The sequence below is a fragment of the Streptomyces sp. AC512_CC834 genome (assembly GCF_019049325.1).
Lineage (GTDB): Bacteria > Actinomycetota > Actinomycetes > Streptomycetales > Streptomycetaceae > Streptomyces.
The window spans coordinates 17,650-37,148 of record NZ_JAGMUO010000011.1 but is presented as its reverse complement, the minus strand read 5'-3'; the positions used below and the strand labels follow the sequence as shown (position 1 = coordinate 37,148).

Genomic DNA, 19,499 nt, shown 5'->3' with positions numbered 1-19,499 from the left:
GTCCGTCCTTTTCCGTGGCGACTCGACACCTGGTCGACAGATTCCGTCGCGTAACCAAATGGCAACAACGGAATCACTTGTTGGGGGCCTAGTGCTCTGTCAGGATCGGCACTCACATCGAGCCTGAGCCACGCCGGCCCCCACCACGGGGCGACCGAGGAGAGCCGACATGCACAACCCGGGCAACGCCACCCAGGACCGATTCCCGGCCCAGGACCGCTTCGCGGACGGGGCCCAGTACATCGCGGGCCGTCTGACCAGGGGCACCTCCGGGCGGACGCACACGGTCGTCGATCCGGCCACCGGTGCCGACGTCCTGACCTATGAGCTCGCCGGTTCCGAGGACGTCGACGCGGCCGTCGCCGCCGCGCGGGAGGCGTTCCCCGGCTGGGCCGGTGCCACCCCGGGCGAGCGCTCGGACGCCCTGCACCGGTTCGCCGAGGTGCTCGCCGAACGCGCCGAGGACTTCGCCCGCGCGGAGTCCCTCCAGTGCGGGAAGCCACTGAAGCTGACCCGCGAGTTCGACGTGCCGGGCAGCATCGACAACGCGTCCTTCTTCGCCGGTGCCGCCCGGCACCTCCAGGGGCAGTCGGCCGGGGAGTACTCCGGCGACCACACCTCGTACGTCCGCCGCGAGCCCATCGGCGTCGTCGGGTCCATTGCACCCTGGAACTACCCCCTCCAGATGGCCGCCTGGAAGATCCTCCCGGCCATCGCCGCGGGCAACACCATCGTGCTGAAGCCCGCCGAGATCACCCCGCTGACCTCCCTCATGTTCGCCCAGGCCGCGACCGCCGCCGGCATCCCCGACGGCGTGATCAACATCGTCAGCGGGACCGGGCGGGAGGCCGGCGAGCACCTGGTCGGGCACCCCGACGTCGCCATGACCTCCTTCACCGGGTCCACCGCCGTCGGCAAGCGCGTCGCCGAGGTCGCCACCGCCACCGTCAAGCGCCTGCACCTGGAGCTGGGCGGCAAGGCCCCCTTCCTCGTCTTCGACGACGCCGACCTCGAAGCCGCCGTCCACGGCGCGGTCGCGGGCGCGCTCATCAACACCGGCCAGGACTGCACGGCCGCCACGCGCGCGTACGTGCAGCGGCCCCTGTACGAGGCGTTCGTCGAGCGGACCGCCGCCCTCATGGACACCGTCCGCGTCGGCGACCCCTTCGCCGCGGGCACCGACCTCGGCCCGCTGGTCAGCCACGTCCAGCGCGACCGCGTCGCCGGCTTCGTCGACCGGGCCCGCTCCTACGCGCGCGTGGTGACCGGCGGCGAGGCACCGCAGGGTGTACTCAAGGACGGCGCCTACTACCGGCCGACCCTCGTCGCGGACGCCGCGCAGGACAGCGAGGTCGTCCAGTCCGAGATCTTCGGGCCCGTCCTGGTCGTGCTGCCCTTCGACACCGACGACGAGGGCATCCGGCTGGCCAACGACACGCCGTACGGGCTCGCCGCCTCCGCCTGGAGCCGGGACGTGTACCGGGCGGGCCGCGCCACCCGCGAGATCAAGGCGGGCTGCGTGTGGATCAACGACCACATCCCGATCATCAGCGAGATGCCGCACGGCGGTTACCAGGCGTCCGGCTTCGGCAAGGACATGTCCGCCTACTCCTTCGAGGAGTACACGCAGGTCAAGCACGTCATGTTCGACAACACCGCGGTGGCGGCCAAGGACTGGCACCGCACCGTCTTCGGGGACCGATAGGACCGGATAGGACCGGATAAAACCGATAGGGCCGACAGCACCGACAGCACCGACAGCCGTCACGCCAGGCCGCCGACCACGGCCGACCCACCCGGAAGGGCAACCACGCGCATGGAGCAGTACGAGCCCGACCGCCTGTCCGCGGCCCAAGTGGCCGCCATGCGGCGCAGTCTCACGGGCGGCAGGGCCGCCCTCACCCGTCGCTCACTGCTGCGCGCCTCCAGCGGCGGCGCGCTCGCGGTCGGCGGACTCGGCCTGCTGAGCGGCTGCGGCATCCCGGCGGCCGGCAAGACCGAGGGCGGCGTCTCCGCCGAGGACCACTCCAAGGAGGAGAAGCAGGTCCGCTTCTCCAACTGGACCGAGTACATGGACGTCGACGAGAGCGGCCGTCGGCACCCCACGCTGGAGGCGTTCACCAAACGCACCGGCATCAAGGTCACCTACACCGAGGACATCAACGACAACAGCGAGTTCTTCGGCAAGATCCAGCCGCAGCTCGCCGCGGGCCAGGAGACCGGGCGCGACATCATCGTCCTCACCGACTGGCTGGCCGCCCGCCTGATCCGCCTCGGCTGGGTCCAGAAACTGGACCCGGCCAACCTGCCGCACGCCTTCGCCAACCTCTCCCCCCAGTTCCGCACCCCCGACTGGGACCCCGGACGCGCCTACTCCTACCCCTGGCAGGGCATCGCCGCCGTCATCGCCTACAACAAGAAGGCCCTGGACGGCGTCGAGGTGAAGTCGGTCTCCGACCTGCTCGACAACCCGAAGCTCAAGGGGCGCGTCGGTTTCCTCACCGAGATGCGCGACACCATGGGCATGACGCTGCTCGACATGGGCAAGGACCCGGCCCGCTTCTCCGACGACGACTACGACGCCGCGATCGCCCGGCTCCAGAAGGGCGTCGACAACGGCCAGATACGCCGCTTCACCGGCAACGACTACACCGCCGACATCAGCAAGGGCGACTTCGCGGCCTGTCTGGCCTGGGCCGGAGACGTCGTCCAGCTCAAGGCGGACAACCCGGACGTCGACTTCGTCATCCCGGACAGCGGATACATCACCTCGAGCGACAACATGCTGATCCCCAACAAGGCGCGGCACAAGACGAACGCCGAGCGGCTCATCGACTACTACTACGAGCCGGGCCCCGCCGCACAACTCGCGGCCTACATCAACTTCGTCTGTCCCGTGGACGGCGTGAAGGACGATCTGGCGAAGATCGACGAGGACGCGGCGAACAACCCGCTGATCATTCCCGACCAGGCCATGCAGGCCAAGTCGCACTCCTTCCGCTCCCTGAGCTCGAAGGAAGAGACGGCATACGAAGAGAAGTTCGCGAAGCTCACTGGGGCGTGACGACGATGACGACGCATACGACGAAGAGCCGGACAGAGGCGACGGACCGCGGCGGCGACGTCCGCCTCACCGGCATCAGCAAGACCTACGGCTCCTTCACCGCCGTGCACCCGCTCGACCTGACCGTGCCGCAGGGCTCCTTCTTCGCCCTGCTCGGCGCCTCCGGCTGCGGCAAGACCACCACCCTGCGCATGATCGCCGGACTGGAGGAGCCCAGCGGCGGCACCGTCCACCTCGGCGACCAGGACGTGACCGCCCTCCCGCCCTACAAACGGCCGGTCAACACGGTCTTCCAGTCCTACGCCCTCTTCCCGCACCTCGACATCTTCGAGAACGTCGCCTTCGGTCTGCGCCGGCGCGGCATCAAGAGCGTGAAGAAGCAGGTCGGGGAGATGCTCGACCTGGTCCAGCTCGGCGAGCAGGCACGCAAGAAGCCGCACCAGCTCTCCGGCGGCCAGCAGCAGCGCGTCGCGCTCGCCCGCGCCCTGATCAACCACCCCAAGGTGCTGCTCCTCGACGAGCCCCTCGGCGCCCTCGACCTCAAGCTGCGCCGCCAGATGCAGCTCGAGCTCAAGCGCATCCAGACCGAGGTCGGCATCACTTTCGTGCACGTCACCCACGACCAGGAGGAGGCCATGACGATGGCCGACCGGGTCGCCGTGATGAACGCGGGCCACGTCGAGCAACTGGGCGCCCCCGCCGACCTGTACGAGAACCCGCGGACCACCTTCGTCGCCAACTTCCTCGGCACCTCCAACCTCATCGAGGCCGAGGTCGACACCCGCAACGGCGACGACGTCGTGGTGAAGGCGGCCGGCGACAAGCTGGTACTGCCCGGCGCCCGATGTTCCGCGCCGGCCCGGGCGGGCGGCAAGGTACTCGTCGGAGTCCGCCCCGAGAAGATCAGCCTCACCCACGCCGACGACGCGGGCTCCGTCCCCGAGGGCCGCAACCGCGTCACCGGCAGGATCAGCAACACCAGTTTCATCGGCGTCTCCACCCAGTACGTCGTCGACTGCGCGGCCTGCCCCGAGTTCGAGGTCTACGCCCAGAACATCGACCGCGATCCCCGGCTCGCGCCCGGCGCCGACGTCGTCCTGCACTGGAACCCGGCGCACACCTTCGGGCTCGATGCCGCTCAGTCCGTGCTTGCAGGGACGATGGGCGAGGCGGGTATCGCCGAGGGCGAGGCCGCCTGATGTCCACCCTCACCGAGGCGCCCCCGCCGCTCTCCCCACCCGCGCCCGAGAAGCAGAAGCCCCCGCGCAAGAGGGGCCGCTGGACGCCGTACTGGCTGCTGCTGCCCGGCATCCTGTGGCTCGTCGTCTTCTTCGCGGCGCCGATGATCTACCAGGCCTCCACGTCCGTGCAGACGGGTTCGCTGGAGGAGGGCTACAAGGTCACCTGGCACTTCGCCACCTACTGGGACGCGCTGTCCGAGTACTGGCCGCAGTTCCTGCGCTCGGTCGCCTACGCCGCCTCCGCGACGGTGCTGTGCCTGCTGCTCGGCTATCCGCTCGCCTACCTGATCGCCTTCCGCGCCGGCCGCTGGCGCAACCTGATCATGATCCTGGTGATCGCGCCGTTCTTCACCAGCTTCCTGATCCGCACCCTGGCCTGGAAGACGATCCTCGCGGACGGCGGCCCCGTCGTCGGCGCCCTGAACACGCTGCACGTCCTGGACGTCACCAGTTGGCTCGGCTGGACGTCCGGCGACCGGGTGCTGGCCACGCCGCTCGCGGTGGTCTGCGGACTGACGTACAACTTCCTGCCCTTCATGATCCTGCCGCTGTACACCTCGCTGGAGCGCATCGACGGGCGGCTGCACGAGGCGGCGAAGGACCTGTACGCGAAGCCGTCCACCGTCTTCCGCAAGGTCACCTTCCCGCTGTCGATGCCGGGCGTGGTCTCCGGGACGCTGCTCACCTTCATCCCGGCGACCGGCGACTACGTCAACGCCTCCCTGCTGGGCTCGGCCGACACCGGCATGATCGGCAACGTGATCCAGTCCCAGTTCCTGCGGGTGCTGGACTATCCGGCGGCGGCCGCGCTCTCGTTCATCCTCATGGCCGCGATTCTCGCCATGGTCACCTTCTACATCCGCAGGTCCGGGACGGAGGATCTCGTTTAAATGGACGCGCGACGGAGTCGTATATTCGGCACGAGCGTCAACTGGTTCAAGCGCCATATGGTCGTGATCGCCGGACTGCTGACGCTCGCGTATCTGCTGCTGCCCAACGTCGTGGTCACGGTGTTCTCGTTCAACAAGCCGAACGGGCGATTCAATTACGAGTGGCAGCAATTCTCCACGGACGCCTGGAAGGACCCGTGCGGGGTCGCCGGGCTGTGCGGCTCCCTCTCGCTCAGCCTCCAGATCGCCCTCTGGGCGACGCTCGGCGCCACCGCGCTCGGCACGGCGATCGCCTTCGCACTGGTCCGTTACCGCTTCCGCGCACGCGGCGCGATCAACTCGCTGATCTTCCTGCCGATGGCGATGCCCGAGGTCGTGATGGCCGCCTCGCTGCTCACCCTGTTCCTCAACATGGGCGCTCGGCTGGGGTTCTGGACGATCCTGATCGCCCACATCATGTTCTGCCTCAGCTTCGTGGTGACGGCCGTCAAGGCGCGCGTGATGTCGATGGACCCGAGACTGGAGCAGGCCGCGCAGGACCTGTACGCCGGTCCCTTCCAGACCTTCGTGCGGGTCACGCTGCCCATCGCCGCCCCCGGGATCGCGGCCGGCGCGCTGCTCGCCTTCGCGCTGTCCTTCGACGATTTCATCATCACCAATTTCAACGCGGGTTCCACCGTCACCTTCCCCATGTTCGTCTGGGGGTCGGCCCAGCGCGGAACGCCCGTTCAGATCAATGTCGTCGGTACGGCCATGTTCGTCATCGCCGTACTGTTCGTTCTGGTCTCCATGGCCATCGGCAACCGCCGAAACCGCAACAAGGCATAAAGGCCGCAAGGCATAAAGGCCGCAAGGCGTAAAGACACAAAGGCGTAACGCGCGTCAGTGCATTCGTAGGGAGTTGAAATCATGGCCCCGAGCGCCATGAGCCGCAGCAACGACTGGACGAAATCCCTTTCCGACGCCCAGCCGGTCCCGTACTGGCTGGACGACCCCGGCCGTCCCCGCCCCGAGGCCGCCCTCACCGGCGCCGAGACCTGCGACCTGCTGGTCGTCGGCGGCGGCTACAGCGGGCTGTGGACCGCGCTGATCGCCAAGGAGCGCGACCCGGGGCGGGACGTCGTGCTCCTTGAGGGCCGCGAGGTGGGCTGGGCCGCCTCCGGCCGCAACGGCGGCTTCTGCGCCGCCTCCCTCACCCACGGACTGTCCAACGGCCTCACCCGCTGGCCGGACGAGATCCACAGACTGGAGGAACTGGGCGCCCGCAACCTCGACGCGATCGAGTCGGCGGTCGCCCGCCACGCCCTGGACTGCGACTTCGAACGCACCGGCGAGATCGACGTGGCGACCGAGGAGTACCAGGCCCGGGAGCTGAAGGGCTGGTACGAGGAGATCCGCGCCAAGGGCCTCGCCGACGGCGTCGAGTACCTGGACGCCGGGGCCGTACGGGAACAGGTCGACTCGCCGACCTTCCGGGGCGGACTGTACGACCGGCGTGGCGTGGCGATGGTCAACCCCGCGAAGCTCACCTGGGGCCTCAAGCGGGCCTGCCTCGATCTCGGCGTGCGCGTCTACGAGAACACCCCCGCGCTCACCCTGCGGCCCTACGGCGCCGGCATGACCGTACGCACCCCGTACGGCGGGGTCCGGGCCCGAGCCGTCGCGCTCGGCACCAACGTCTTCCCGAACCTGGTCCGGCGGGTGCGCCCGTACACCGTCCCGGTCTACGACTACGCCCTGATGACCGAACCGCTCACCGCCGGGCAACTGGCCTCGGTCGGCTGGCGGAACCGGCAGGGCCTCGGGGACAGCGCCAACCAGTTCCACTACTTCCGCCTCTCCGCCGACAACCGGATCCTGTGGGGCGGCTACGACGCGATCTACCCGTACGGCGGCCGGGTGCGTGCCGAGCACGACGACCGCCCCGAGACCTACGCCAAGCTCGCCGGGCACTTCTTCACCTGCTTCCCGCAGTTGGAGGGCGTCCGCTTCACCCATGCCTGGGGCGGCGCCATCGACACCTGCTCCCGCTTCTCGGCCTTCTTCGGCTCCGCGCACCAGGGCAAGGTGGCGTACGCGGCCGGGTACACCGGGCTCGGCGTGGGCGCCACCCGGTTCGGCGCCGAGGTGATGCTCGACCTGCTGGCGGGGGAGCGTACCGAGCGCACCGAACTGGAGATGGTCCGCAGGAAGCCGCTGCCGTTTCCGCCCGAGCCCTTCGCCTGGACCGGTATCGCGCTCACCAAGTGGTCGCTGGCCCGAGCGGACGCGCACGGGGGCCGGCGCAACCTGTGGCTGCGGACCATGGACCGGCTGGGGCTCGGCTTCGACAGCTAAGCCGGGTCGGCCGGGTCGGCCGGGTCCGCCAGGCAGGGTCCGCCGGGCCCGCCGGGCCCGGCGGGCCCGCTCTCCGTGTGACCCGGTTCACCCCAACGGGGTGCGGCAACCCGCGTAATGCTGCCGCCAGACCTCCCTCTCTCTCGTGACGCACCCCGCGTCCACGAGTGAAAGGGAGGTCTCACATGCCTGGGGCGAAGACGGCGGCCACCTGGCTGGCATCCGTCGCACCGGATCCCGAGTCCTGTCGGCGGGACTGGGAGCGCGACCCTCTGGGAGTCGCGCTGCTGCCCGCCGGCAAGGCCTGGGACGTGCTCATCCTGCCGAGCAGGCTCGGCTACCCGACCCTCGACGTGCTCTCCCGCGTCCTGGACCAGCCCGGCCCGGTGCTCGCCGACTTCGGCGACGCGCGCACCGGCTTCTTCGTGCCGGCCGGCACCGCGACCCGCTGGCTGGGCACCGGCATCCGGACGGCCGGGCTCGGCACCTGGATCGTGGTGCCCCACCCCGGCGGGCTGTCCTCCGGCGGAATCCGCTGGCTGATCCCGCCGGACGGGAGCGGTACCCTCACCGATCCCTCGCTCCTGGAGCTGGCGATGCACGAGGCGGCGGCGGCTCTCGCGGTGGAGGAGAACGAGCGATGAGAGGGGTGAGGTGCACAAGGGGTTGACAACCGAATTGGTCTGGACCAAATTGGGCGCGCTTCACCCTCCCCATCTCCCCCATGTCCGGAGGCACTTGTGGAACGCTCCAGACCTCTCGCCCGTCGCCGCCTCGTCACGCTGCTCACCGCCGCGGCTCTCGCCGCGTCCGGCACGACCGCGCTCACGTCGGCCGCCCGTGCGGCCGACGCGGACCTCGCCCGCAACGGCGGCTTCGAGTCCGCCCTCGACCACTGGACCTGTACGGCGGGCACGACCGTGACCTCGCCCGTCCACAGCGGCACGGCCGCCCTGAAGGCCACCCCGGCCGGCGCCGACAACGCCCGCTGCGCACAGACGGTGTCCGTGAAACCGGACTCCCAGTACACGCTGTCCGGATACGTCCGCGGCAGCTACGTCTACCTCGGCGCGAGCGGCACCGGCACCACCGACGTCTCCACCTGGGCCCAGTCCGCCCCCGACTGGCAGCAGTTGACGACCAGCTTCCGCACCGGCCCGTCCACCACCGAGGTCACGGTCTACACCCACGGCTGGTACGGCACCGGCGCCTACCACGCCGACGACATCTCCCTCACCGGCCCCGGCGGCGAGACTGGGCAGCCCCCCGCGGCCCCCGGGGGCCTGAAGACCGGCTCCGTCACCTCCTCCACCGTCGCCCTGTCCTGGTCACCGGTGCCGGGCGCGACGGGATACGCCGTCTACCGCGACGGCGCCAAGGTCAGCACGGTCACCGGCACCTCCACCACCGTGACCGGCCTGACCCCCTCGACGGCGTACGCCTTCCAGGTCGCCGCGGTCAACGACGCGGGCGAGTCGGCGCGGTCCGCCACGGTCACGGCGACCACCGCCCAGCGCCCGGACGACGGCGGCGGATCCTCGGACCTCCCGGCCCACGCCCTGGTCGGCTACCTCCACGCGAGCTTCGCCAACGGCTCGGGCTACACCCGTATGGCCGATGTGCCCGAGAGCTGGGACGTCATCGACCTGGCCTTCGGGGAGCCCACCTCGGTCACCTCCGGCGACATCCGCTTCGAGCGCTGCCCGGTCGCCGAGTGCCCGAACGTGGAGTCCGACGCCGAGTTCAAGGCGGCCATCAAGGCCAAGCAGGCGGCCGGCAAGAAGGTCCTGATCTCCATCGGCGGCCAGAACGGCCAGGTGCAGCTCACGACCGCGGCGGCCCGCGACACCTTCGTCTCCTCCGTCTCGAAGATCATCGACGAGTACGGCCTGGACGGCCTCGACATCGACTTCGAGGGCCACTCCCTGTCGCTGAACGCCGACGACACGGACTTCAAGAACCCGAAGACCCCCGTCATCGTCAACCTGATCTCCGCCGTGAAGACCCTCAAGGCCAAGTACGGCGACGACTTCGTGCTGACCATGGCCCCCGAGACCTTCTTCGTCCAGCTCGGCTACCAGTACTACGGCACCGGCAAGTGGGGCGGCCAGGACCCGAGGGCGGGGGCGTACCTGCCCGTGATCCACGCCCTGCGCGACGACCTGACCCTGCTGCACGTCCAGGACTACAACTCGGGCCCGATCATGGGCCTCGACAACCAGTACCACTCCATGGGCGGCGCCGACTTCCACATCGCCATGACCGACATGCTGCTCACCGGCTTCCCCGTCGCGGGCGACGCGAACAACGTCTTCCCGCCGCTGCGCCCGGACCAGGTCGCGATCGGCATGCCCGCCTCCACCAACGCCGGCAACGGCCACGTCTCCCCGGCCGAGGTCACCAAGACCCTGAACTGCCTGACCAAGAAGACCGACTGCGGCTCGTACGCCACCCACGGCACCTGGCCGGACCTGCGCGGCCTGATGACGTGGTCGATCAACTGGGACCGTTACTCGAACTGGGAGTTCCAGAAGAACTTCGACGCGTACTTCGGCTGACGTCCCGCGGGGTCCGGCCGGGTGGGGTCCGGCGGTCCACCAGCCGGACCCCGGTCAGTAGCACCGCCCCCAGGCACCAACTGGCCACCACGTCCAGCGGCCAGTGGTAGCCGCGCCGGACCAGCCCGTAGGAGGTGCCGAGCACCAGCAGGACGCACAGCACGACCAGCCCCCGGCGTACGGCCGGCGCGCGCAGCCGTCCGAGCAGCAGCAGCGTCGCCGCGCCGTACGCGACGACCGCCGTGGCGGTGTGGCCCGAAGGGTAGTAGCCGGTGGCGGGCGGCACCGCCGGGGTGCCGGGGCGGTCGGTCCACTCCTTCAGTGGGGCGACCAGCGCCGGTACCAGGGCCATCGCCAGAGCCCCGGCCAGAGGCGGCAGCCACCAACGGTCCACACTTGTAGCCCGCCCGTGCCACGCCACGTACGCCAGCGCCACGACGAGGACGGGCACGGCCACCTGCACATTGCCCAGGTCGGCCAGCAGTTCGGAGAACCGGTCCGGGTGGACGAGCGCCTCGCTCAGCCGCTCGTCCACCCCGACCAGCGGGCCGTCGGCGACGACCTGCCAGGTGATCAGCGCGAAGAGGAGAACGGGCAGCCCGAGGAGGGCGGACAGGGCGCGTGGCGGGACGGAGACCGGCATGACGCCCAGCTTCGCAGGCCCGCCGTCGCGTAGTCTCACCGCCCGTGATCACCATACGAACGGCACGGGACAGCCAGTGGGGAGAGACCTTCGCCCGGCTGCGGACCATGGCCAAGGAGGGCCGGTACGAGGAGGTCGAGGCCGAGGCACGGACCCTGGCCGCGCTCCCGCGGCGACCCTGGCGGAGGCGTCCGCCGCACTGGGAGGCGAGGGTACTGGCCACGGGAACGGCCGTCATGCACGGCCGGATGGCCGAGGCGCTGGACGAACTGGACACGCTCATCGCGGAACTGGAGCCCGTCGGCCTCAACTCGCAGATGCTGCGACTGATCGCCCGCAGCAACCGCGTGGTGGCCCTGTCCGGCCTGCGGCGGTACGCGGAGGCAGAGACGGAGGCGAACGGCGTCCTGAGGGAGCTGAACCAGATCGCCCACCGCGCCCCGGTGTCGGCGCTGGAGATCACCACCCTCGGACATCTGACCGCCGTGCTGTGCGGGCTGGCCCGCCACGAGGAGGCGGAGGCCGTGGCCCGCGGCAATCTGACCCGGGCGAACGGACCCGCCGTCGGCGTCCTGCACACCACGCTGGCGCGCAGCCTGAACGGGCAGGGCCGCTACGAGGAGGCGCTGACCGAGGTACGCCGGCCCCTGCCGTCGCCCCGCTACGCCGCCGGATACTTGGACCTGGTCGCCGCCGAGGCCCTGTACGGACTGGGGCGCCGCGCCGAGGCGGAGGACGCCGTACGACGGTCGCTGGCCGACTGCGAGCGGCAACTGCACCCGGCCCATCCGCGTACCGGCGAGGCCGGCGCCCTGCTGGCCCGCATCACGGGAGAGGGAGCGGGGGAGTGAACACCGAAGGGCCGGCACAAGGGGGGGAGTGTGTCGGCCCTTCGGTGAACCACCGTCCCGAATGCCGAGGCGGCCGTCCTGACCGGAACGCCGCGCGCCCCGGGGGGTTTGGGGCGGGCGACCGTCCGATCGGTGAGGAAGCCGGAGCCCACGGGCTCCGGTTGTGTGCGCGAGGCACGACCAGGTCGAAGCTGGGGAAGCCTCGTCCTGATGATCCGCCCACAGTCCCCTGTGGGCGGGGTGTATCTCTCATCTGCGTAGAACCTACGGCAGGGGTTGGGCTCAGGACAGGGCCATCGGCGTCCTGACATCCACCTCGCACACGTTCTTCACACGCTCTGACGGTCGGCCCGGCCAGGCGTGCGAAACGCAGCTCAGACGCCGGCGAAGGCCTGTTCGATGATGTCGAGGCCCTCGTTCAGCAGGTCCTCCTCGATGACCAGCGGCGGCAGGAAACGGAGCACGTTGCCGTAGGTGCCACAGGTCAGGACCAGCAGGCCCTCGGCGTGGCAGGCCTTGGCGAGCGCGGCGGTCACCTCCGGGTTCGGCTCCTTGGTGTCGCGGTCCTTGACCAGCTCGATCGCGATCATCGCGCCGCGGCCCCGGATGTCGCCGATGACGTCGAACTTCTCGGCCATGGCGGCCAGCCGGGACTTCATGACCGCCTCGATGTTCTTCGCCCGGGCGTTGAGGTCCAGCTCCTTCATCGTCTCGATGGCACCGAGCGCGCCCGCGCAGGCCACCGGGTTGCCGCCGTAGGTGCCGCCGAGGCCGCCGGAGTGCGCCGCGTCCATGATCTCGGCGCGGCCGGTGACGGCGGACAGCGGCAGGCCGCCCGCGATGCCCTTCGCGGTCGTGATCAGGTCGGGGACGATGCCCTCGTCCTCACACGCGAACCACTGGCCGGTGCGGCAGAAGCCGGACTGGATCTCGTCCGCGACGAACACGATGCCGTTGTCCGAGGCGAACTCGCGGATCGCGGGCAGGAAGCCCTTCGCCGGCTCGATGAAGCCGCCCTCGCCGAGCACGGGCTCGATGACGATCGCGGCCACGTTCTCGGCGCCGACCTGCTTGCTGATCTGGTCGATCGCCTGGGCGGCGGCCTCCGGACCGGCGTTCTGCGGGCCGGTCGGCCAGCGGTAGCCGTAGGCGACCGGCACGCGGTACACCTCGGGCGCGAAGGGGCCGAAGCCGTGCTTGTACGGCATGTTCTTCGAGGTCAGCGCCATCGTCAGGTTGGTCCGGCCGTGGTAGCCGTGGTCGAAGACGACGACCGCCTGCCGCTTCGTGTACGCGCGGGCGATCTTGACGGCGTTCTCGACGGCCTCGGCGCCGCTGTTGAACAGGGCCGACTTCTTGGCGTGGTCGCCCGGCGTCAGCTCGGCCAGCGCCTCGGCGACGGCGACGTAGCCCTCGTACGGCGTGACCATGAAACAGGTGTGGGTGAAGTCGGCGAGCTGCGCGGACGCCTTGCGTACGACGGCCTCGGCCGAGGCGCCGACGGAGGTCACCGCGATGCCGGAACCGAAGTCGATCAGGCGGTTGCCGTCGACGTCCTCGATGACACCGCCGCCGGCGCGCGCGACGAAGACCGGCAGTGTGGAGCCCACACCCTGCGCGACCACGGCCGTACGGCGGGCCTGCAGCTCCCGCGACTTCGGGCCGGGAATGGCGGTGACGACGCGGCGCTCCTGCGGAAGTGCGGTCATGGGGGCTCCTGGGGTCTTGCCGGATCTGCGGGACCTGGTGTGCCTGCGGGATCCGCGGGATCTTACGGACGCTTGCCTTCTTTTCTCGCAGGCTAGGACCGGTGGTGTGGGGTGGGCATGCTCCATGTGGGCGTTGTCCGTGAGGCCGGTTGTCCGACATGGACAGGTGTCGGGAACGGCGACATATGGACACGTCGACGCGAGCCCGGCCGCGTAAGCGGTGAACTCCCCCTGGGAGGGCGTTAGATTGGCTCGCTGATGGTGGACGGAGCGGCTGGTCAGGGGGCAAGGGCGATGGACGGCGACGGGAACCGGGACGCGCGGGGTACGCATGCGAACCCTGTGCCGCGCCCGGCGGGGCCTCCCGAGGTACCCGCGAGGCCTCCCGAGGTACCCGCGGAGGCGCCCACGGCACCGCCACGGCCGACGCGGGCGCCGCCGGGGATGTCCGCGCTGCCGGGCGTACCGCCGCTGCCCGACGGCTCCGACTTCCTGTCCTGGCTGCGTACCCCGCGCCCGCAGGCGCTGCCCGGCGTCTGGCGCTTCGGGCACCGGGCGCGGCCGGAGGAGGAGCCCGAGCGCGTGCCGGGGCGGCAACTGCTGAGCGGGGCGGTGATCGCCTTCCTCGTCGGCTGGCTGATCTGGTCGCTGCTGTGGAACGGCTACCTGGGCGGCTGGTGGCTGCTGCCCCTCTACGCGATGATCCCGGACTCCTGGGCCCAGCCGCACAGCTTCGCCTCTGTCGTGGTCGTCTACGCCTACTACGTCCTCATCGCGGGCATCATCATGGTCGGCGTCGGCCGGCTCGGCCGCTGGGGCGAGATCTGGCGGCGCTACGGCCCGCCCGCATGGCGCCGGGCCGCCGCCCCGGGCGGCGTTCCCGCGCCCGCCCCCGAGGAGGACCCCGCCGCCTGGCCCGCGCTCCGCGCCGCCGGTGCGCACGACGCCGCCGAGCGGCTCGCCGCCGACGCCCGCACGGGGCTCATGCGGGACGTCGACCACGCCCGCATCACCCGCGCCTGGCAGGGCGTGCAGCGCGGGCGGCACAGCCTCGCCACCTTCACCGGCGCGGTGCTCAGCCACGGCGCCGGCGCCTGCCCGCACCCCTCCGGAGCCCGCGACCTGCCCGTCCGGCAGGCCCGGCACGACCTGGTCACCGGGCAGGTGCGCATCGGCACGGCCGCCGAAGACGACCGCAACCCCTACGCCTACCGCGGCACCGGACTCGCCCTCGGCCCCGACCTGCTCGGCACCTCCCTGCTCGCCGTCGGCCCCGCGGGCTCCGGCAAGACCGGCAGCGTGGTGCGGCCGCTCACCGAGTCGCTGTGCCTGCACGCGCTGGCCGGCCGCGCCGCGGTCGTCGTGGTCGGCGCGGCGGGCGCCGACCTCGGCCCGGCCGACGCCTACGACGTGGTCGTCCGGATCGGCAACCCGGACTCCGTGTACGACCTGGACCTGTACGGCGGCACCACCGACCCCGACGAGGCCGCCGTCGTGCTCGCCGAGGCCTTGGTCGGCGACCTCACCGACCAGCACCAGGGCGGCGACACCCGGCGCTCCACCACCGTCCTCGCCCAGTTGCTCGGCCCGTTCCGCGCGGTGCACGGCCGCTTCCCCGGCGTACCGGAGCTGCGGCAACTGCTGGACGGTGCGCCCGGACCGCTGGCCGAACTGCGCCAGGGCCTGCGGGCGGCCGGGCAGGAGTCGCTGCTGCGCGAACTGGACGCGCGTGAGCGGCAGATGGGCAACCCCGGGGACGTGGGCGGCGTACTGGCCGACCGGGTGGCGCTGCTCGACCGGCCCGCGTTCGCCTCCTTCTTCGACACCTCGGGGCAGTCCCGGCCGTTCTCGCTCAAGGCCCTCGACCACCCGGTCCGGGTCCGCATCGACCTGCCGGAGCGCGGCCACGCCGACGCCTCGCGGATGCTGGCCCGGCTGGTGCTCGCCCAGTTCACGGCGAGCGTCTCGCTGCGGGAGGACCGGTCGCTGTTCCCCTGCCTGGTGCTGGACGACGCGAGCGGCGTGGTGACGCCGGAGGCCGTACGCGGCGTGCAGCGGCTGCGTTCGGCGGGCGCCGGGGTCGTGCTGACGCTGCGCACCCTGGACGACGTACCGCGCCCCCTGCGCGGGCCGCTGCTCGGGGCCATCGGGTGCCGGATGGCGCTGTCCGGGCTCACCCCCTGGGACGGGCAGGACTTCGCCGAGGTGTGGGGCAAGGAGTGGACCGAGGCCCGCGACGTCACCGACCGGCAGATCATCGCCGAGACCCCGGCAGGCAAGGCCGTGCACATGCTCCGCCGGGTGATCACCGGGAAGGCGCCCACCGCGCGGGCGGTCACCGTGCGGCAGGTCGAGCGGGAGCGGTGGTCGGCGTCCGAGCTGGCGCACGCCGTGCCGGCCGGGCACGCGGTGCTGTCGCTGACGAGCGTCAAGGGGGAGCACGCGCCGCCCCTGCTGGTGGATCTTCGCGGGTGAGTCGTACGGTCCCCGGGCGGGCACCCGGGGACCGTACAGTGAGGCAGAATCGACACAGGTCGTTCATACGCGGCGGCCAAAAATCACAGAGACTCCACACCGACCCACACCGACCCACACCGATCCCCGCACCGATCCCCGCACCGATCCCCGCACCGATCCCCGCACCGACCTCGTGCACCTCGACGCAGACCCGAAGGCCCAGACCCCATGCCCCCCACGCTCGCCTCGCTCGTCCACCACTCGGCGCTCAAGCTGACCGTGCGCGCGGGCGAGGACCGCCTCGACGTGCCGGTGCGCTGGGCGCACGTCAGCGAACTCGCCGACCCCGTGCCCTACATGGAGGGCGGGGAACTGCTGCTGGTCACCGCCCTCAAGCTGGACGCCGAGGACCCCGAGGCGATGCACCGGTACGTGAAGCGGCTGGCGGGCGCCGGGGTGGTGGGCCTCGGCTTCGCCGTCGGGGTCAACTACGACGCGGTCCCCGAGGCGCTGGTCGAAGCGGCCCGGCAGGAGGGGCTGCCGCTCCTCGAAGTGCCGCGCCGCACCCCTTTCCTCGCCATCAGCAAGGCCGTGTCCGCCGCGATCGCCGCCGACCAGTACCGCGCGGTCACCGCGGGCTTCGCCGCCCAGCGCGAGCTGACCCGGCGGACCCTGACCGACGGTCCGGAGGGCCTGCTGGCCGCGCTCGCCGCACAGGTCGACGGCTGGGCGGCGCTGTACGACGCCTCGGGCGCCGTCGTCGCCACCGCACCGGAGTGGGCGGGCCGCAGGGCGGCCCGGCTCACGGCGGACGTGCGGCGGCTGCGCGAGCGCCCGGCACCGGCCTCCTCCGTGGTCGGCGGCGCCGGGAACCCCGAGCACCCCGAGAACGCCGAGAACGCCGAGAACGCCGACCGGGTCGAGCTGCACTCCCTGGGCACCTCCCGCAGACCACGCTCCGCGCTCGCCGTCGGCACCGCCGCCGCCCTCGGCACCGCCGAGCGGTACGCCGTCCACTCCGCCATCGCCCTGCTCACCCTCACCACGGAACGCTCCCGCTCCCTGCACGAAGCCGGGCTGCGCATCGACGCGGCCGTACTGCGCATGCTGCTGGCCGGCGAACCCGACCACGCGCGCACGGTCGCCGGGGACCTGTACGGCGGCCTGCTGGACGCCCCGTTCCGGATGATCGTCGCCGAGCAGGCCTCCGCCTCCGCCGCGCGGGCGCACGCCGGAGGGCAGACACGCGCGCCTGCCGCGAAGACCGGCTCCAGGTCTGGCTCCGGGTCCGGCGGCTCGCCGACCGCCGCTGCCCCGGGCGGCGACCCGCTCGCCTCGCTCACCGAGGTCGTGGAGTCCGCGGCGGCCCGCGCAGGTGAGGCGGTGCTGGTCGTACCCGAGGGTGAACGGCTCGTGGCGCTGGCCACGGACGGGGGCGCGGCCGTCGCCGCCTGCGTCGAGTACGCGGCGGCGCTGGAGGCCGGGCGTGCGGCTCCGGAGCCGATGACGGGCGGCGACGAGGAGGGCCTGGTCGTCGGCCTGTCGGCACCGTCCGGGCCCATCGCCGCCTCCGCCGCCTACAAACAGGCCGAACAGGCCCTGTCGGTGGCCCGTCGGCGCGGACGCGTCTGCGTGGAGCACGAGCACCTGGCGGCCGGCTCGGTCCTTCCGCTGCTCGCCGACGACGCGGTGCGCGCCTTCGCCGACGGCCTGCTGCGGGCGCTGCGCGACCACGACGCCACCGGCCGGGGCGACCTGGTGGCCTCCCTGCGCGCCTGGCTCTCCCGCCACGGCCAGTGGGACGCCGCCGCGGCCGACCTGGGCGTCCACCGCCACACCCTGCGCTACCGGATGCGGCGGGTGGAGGAGATCCTCGGCCGCTCCCTGGACGACCCGGACGTACGCATGGAGCTGTGGCTCGCCCTGAAGGCGACATCGCCCGAATAGCCGCCGGTCCCCTCACAAGCGTCGGCCGGAATCCTCAGCCCGTCCGGCGCTTGAGGACGAGGCCGTCCAGGCCGAAGCGGGGGTCCGGGGGCGGCAGCCCCCGGGGACGGGACGGGAAGGGGCGGCGGGGGCGAAAACCCACCACGCACACCCACCCCGCACCGCCCACCCTCACCCGCACCCCGCACGCGCCCACCCCCACCTGGCCACACCGTCGAAGAACCCACCCTCACTAATACGCCACGGACAAGCGCCCTCCACCCCACCCCGCCCTACCGTTGACCCCGCACCACACCACACCGCACCGCAGCGCACACACCGACACCACCCCAACGCGGAAGGGCCCGGGACTCCACATGACTTCCACCCACGCCTTCTGGCTCGCCGGCCGCCAGGCCACCGGCGAGGCAGCCCTCGACGTCACGTCCCCCTGGGACGGCAGCCACGTCGGCACGGTGAGCCTCCCGACCGACGCCCAGGTCGAGGAGGCCGTGGCCGCCGCGTACGCCGTACGGGACGCGTTCGCCGCCACCCCCGCCCACACCCGCGCCGCCGCCCTGGACCACGTCAGCCGCCGCCTGGCCGACCGCGCCGAGGAGATCGCCCGCCTGATCTCCGCCGAGAACGGCAAGCCGGTCAAGTGGGCCCGCGGCGAGGTCGGCCGAGCGGTGTCCGTGTTCCGCTTCGCGGCCGAGGAGGCCCGCCGCTTCAACGGCGGCGAGGCCCAGCGCCTGGACACCGACGCCGGCGGCCAGGGGCGCCTCGCCCTCACCCGCCGCTTCCCCAAGGGCGTCGTCCTCGGCATCGCGCCCTTCAACTTCCCCCTCAACCTGTGCGCCCACAAGATCGCCCCCGCGATAGCCGCCGGCGCCCCGATCATCCTCAAGCCGGCCCCCGCCACGCCCCTCTCCGGCCTGATCCTCGGCGAGCTGCTCGCCGAGACCGAGCTGCCCGCCGGCTCCTGGAGCATCCTCCCGGTCCCGAACGACCGCATGCCCGCCCTGGTCCAGGACGAGCGCCTCCCGGTCATCTCCTTCACCGGCTCCGAGACGGTCGGCTACGCGATCATGGACTCGGTCCCGCGCAAGCACTGCACCCTGGAGCTGGGCGGCAACGGCGCAGCCGTCGTCCTCGGCGACTGGGCGAGCGACGAGGACCTGACGTGGGCCGCGCAGCGCATCGCGACCTTCTCCAACTACCAGGGCGGCCAGTCCTGCATCTCCGTGCAGCGCGTGATCGTCGACGCCGCCGTCCACGACCGTCTGCTGCCGCGCATCGTCGCCGCCGTCGAGGCCCAGGTCACCGGCGACCCGAACGACGACGCGACCGATGTGGGCCCGCTGGTCAGCGAGGCCGCCGCGGAGCGCGTGGAGTCCTGGGTCGAGGAGGCCGTCACCGCGGGCGCCACGCTCCACACCGGCGGCAAGCGCGACGGCGCCTCCTACGCCCCGACCGTCCTCACCGGCCTGCCGGCCGACACCACCCTCGCCCGCGAGGAGGCCTTCGGACCCGTCCTCAGCGTGCAGAAGGTGAACGGCGAGGCCGAGGCGTTCGCAGCCGTCAACGACTCCAAGTACGGCCTCCAGGCAGGCGTGTTCACCCACGACCTCCAGGCCGCCTTCCGCGCCCACCGGGCCCTCGAGGTCGGCGGCGTCGTCATCGGCGACGTCCCCTCCTACCGCGCCGACCAGATGCCGTACGGCGGCGCCAAGCAGTCCGGCGTCGGCCGCGAGGGCGTGAAGTTCGCGATGGACGACTACACCTACGAGCGCGTCCTGGTCCTGACGGGGCTCGCGCTCTGA

General features: G+C 71.7%; 14 protein-coding genes. 12 read left to right on the top strand and 2 right to left on the bottom strand.

All coding sequences use genetic code 11. The features are described from left to right. The first annotated feature begins 169 nt into the window (after positions 1-169). From KUM40_RS01980 to KUM40_RS01945, 8 genes are all read left to right on the top strand, one after another. Positions 170-1,705 carry a gamma-aminobutyraldehyde dehydrogenase gene (locus KUM40_RS01980; RefSeq protein ID WP_217162130.1) on the top strand — a complete coding sequence of 512 codons (1,536 nt, stop codon included), beginning with the start codon at positions 170-172 and terminating at the stop codon, positions 1,703-1,705. A gap of 111 nt (positions 1,706-1,816) precedes the next feature. Further along, complete coding sequence (locus tag KUM40_RS01975) at positions 1,817-3,064, top strand: PotD/PotF family extracellular solute-binding protein (protein WP_217162129.1); 1,248 nt, start codon at positions 1,817-1,819, stop codon at positions 3,062-3,064. A 5-nt stretch (positions 3,065-3,069) separates the two neighbouring features. After that, positions 3,070-4,263 (top strand): ABC transporter ATP-binding protein, encoded by a 1,194-nt coding sequence (locus tag KUM40_RS01970; RefSeq protein ID WP_217162128.1) that lies wholly within the window; start codon positions 3,070-3,072, stop codon positions 4,261-4,263. Beyond that, positions 4,263-5,195, top strand: coding sequence for an ABC transporter permease (locus KUM40_RS01965; RefSeq protein WP_217162127.1), 933 nt, complete (start codon positions 4,263-4,265; stop codon positions 5,193-5,195). Before KUM40_RS01970 ends, KUM40_RS01965 begins: the two co-directional genes overlap by 1 nt. Then, a complete protein-coding gene (locus KUM40_RS01960; RefSeq protein ID WP_217162126.1) occupies positions 5,196-6,023 on the top strand; it encodes an ABC transporter permease in 828 nt (275 codons plus the stop codon). 81 nt (positions 6,024-6,104) lie between these two features. Beyond that, positions 6,105-7,532: an FAD-binding oxidoreductase gene (locus tag KUM40_RS01955; protein ID WP_217162125.1), complete on the top strand. Its 1,428-nt coding sequence runs from the start codon at positions 6,105-6,107 to the stop codon at positions 7,530-7,532. 185 nt (positions 7,533-7,717) lie between these two features. Continuing rightward, on the top strand, positions 7,718-8,176 hold the full coding sequence (locus KUM40_RS01950) for a hypothetical protein (RefSeq protein ID WP_217162123.1): 459 nt from the start codon (positions 7,718-7,720) through the stop codon (positions 8,174-8,176). A gap of 96 nt (positions 8,177-8,272) precedes the next feature. Beyond that, complete coding sequence (locus KUM40_RS01945; protein WP_217162121.1) at positions 8,273-10,090, top strand: chitinase; 1,818 nt, start codon at positions 8,273-8,275, stop codon at positions 10,088-10,090. On the opposite strand, the gene KUM40_RS01940 is transcribed toward KUM40_RS01945, so the two are convergent. Then, a complete protein-coding gene (locus KUM40_RS01940; RefSeq protein WP_217162465.1) occupies positions 10,029-10,733 on the bottom strand; it encodes a phosphatase PAP2 family protein in 705 nt (234 codons plus the stop codon). The genes KUM40_RS01945 and KUM40_RS01940 overlap by 62 nt on opposite strands. Positions 10,734-10,777: 44 nt before the next feature. Here KUM40_RS01940 and KUM40_RS01935 point away from each other — a divergent pair, with 44 nt between their 5' ends. Further along, positions 10,778-11,584: a tetratricopeptide repeat protein gene (locus KUM40_RS01935; RefSeq protein WP_308401041.1), complete on the top strand. Its 807-nt coding sequence runs from the start codon at positions 10,778-10,780 to the stop codon at positions 11,582-11,584. 374 nt (positions 11,585-11,958) lie between these two features. Here KUM40_RS01935 and gabT read toward each other — a convergent pair whose 3' ends face one another. Further along, the gene (gene gabT / locus KUM40_RS01930) at positions 11,959-13,293 is read right to left on the bottom strand and encodes a 4-aminobutyrate--2-oxoglutarate transaminase (protein WP_217162119.1); all 1,335 of its coding nucleotides are present in this window, start codon (positions 13,291-13,293) and stop codon (positions 11,959-11,961) included. Positions 13,294-13,587: 294 nt separating this feature from the next. Here gabT and KUM40_RS01925 point away from each other — a divergent pair, with 294 nt between their 5' ends. The 3 genes from KUM40_RS01925 to KUM40_RS01915 all read left to right on the top strand — a co-directional run bounded on the left by KUM40_RS01925 (position 13,588) and on the right by KUM40_RS01915 (position 19,499). Next, positions 13,588-15,768, top strand: a complete 2,181-nt coding sequence (locus KUM40_RS01925; protein WP_217162117.1) for an ATP-binding protein — start codon at positions 13,588-13,590, stop codon at positions 15,766-15,768. Positions 15,769-15,978: 210 nt separating this feature from the next. Continuing rightward, positions 15,979-17,697 carry a PucR family transcriptional regulator gene (locus tag KUM40_RS01920; protein ID WP_217162111.1) on the top strand — a complete coding sequence of 573 codons (1,719 nt, stop codon included), beginning with the start codon at positions 15,979-15,981 and terminating at the stop codon, positions 17,695-17,697. Between the two features lie 356 nt (positions 17,698-18,053). Further along, entirely contained in the window at positions 18,054-19,499 is a 1,446-nt protein-coding gene (locus KUM40_RS01915; protein ID WP_217162109.1) for an aldehyde dehydrogenase family protein, read from the top strand.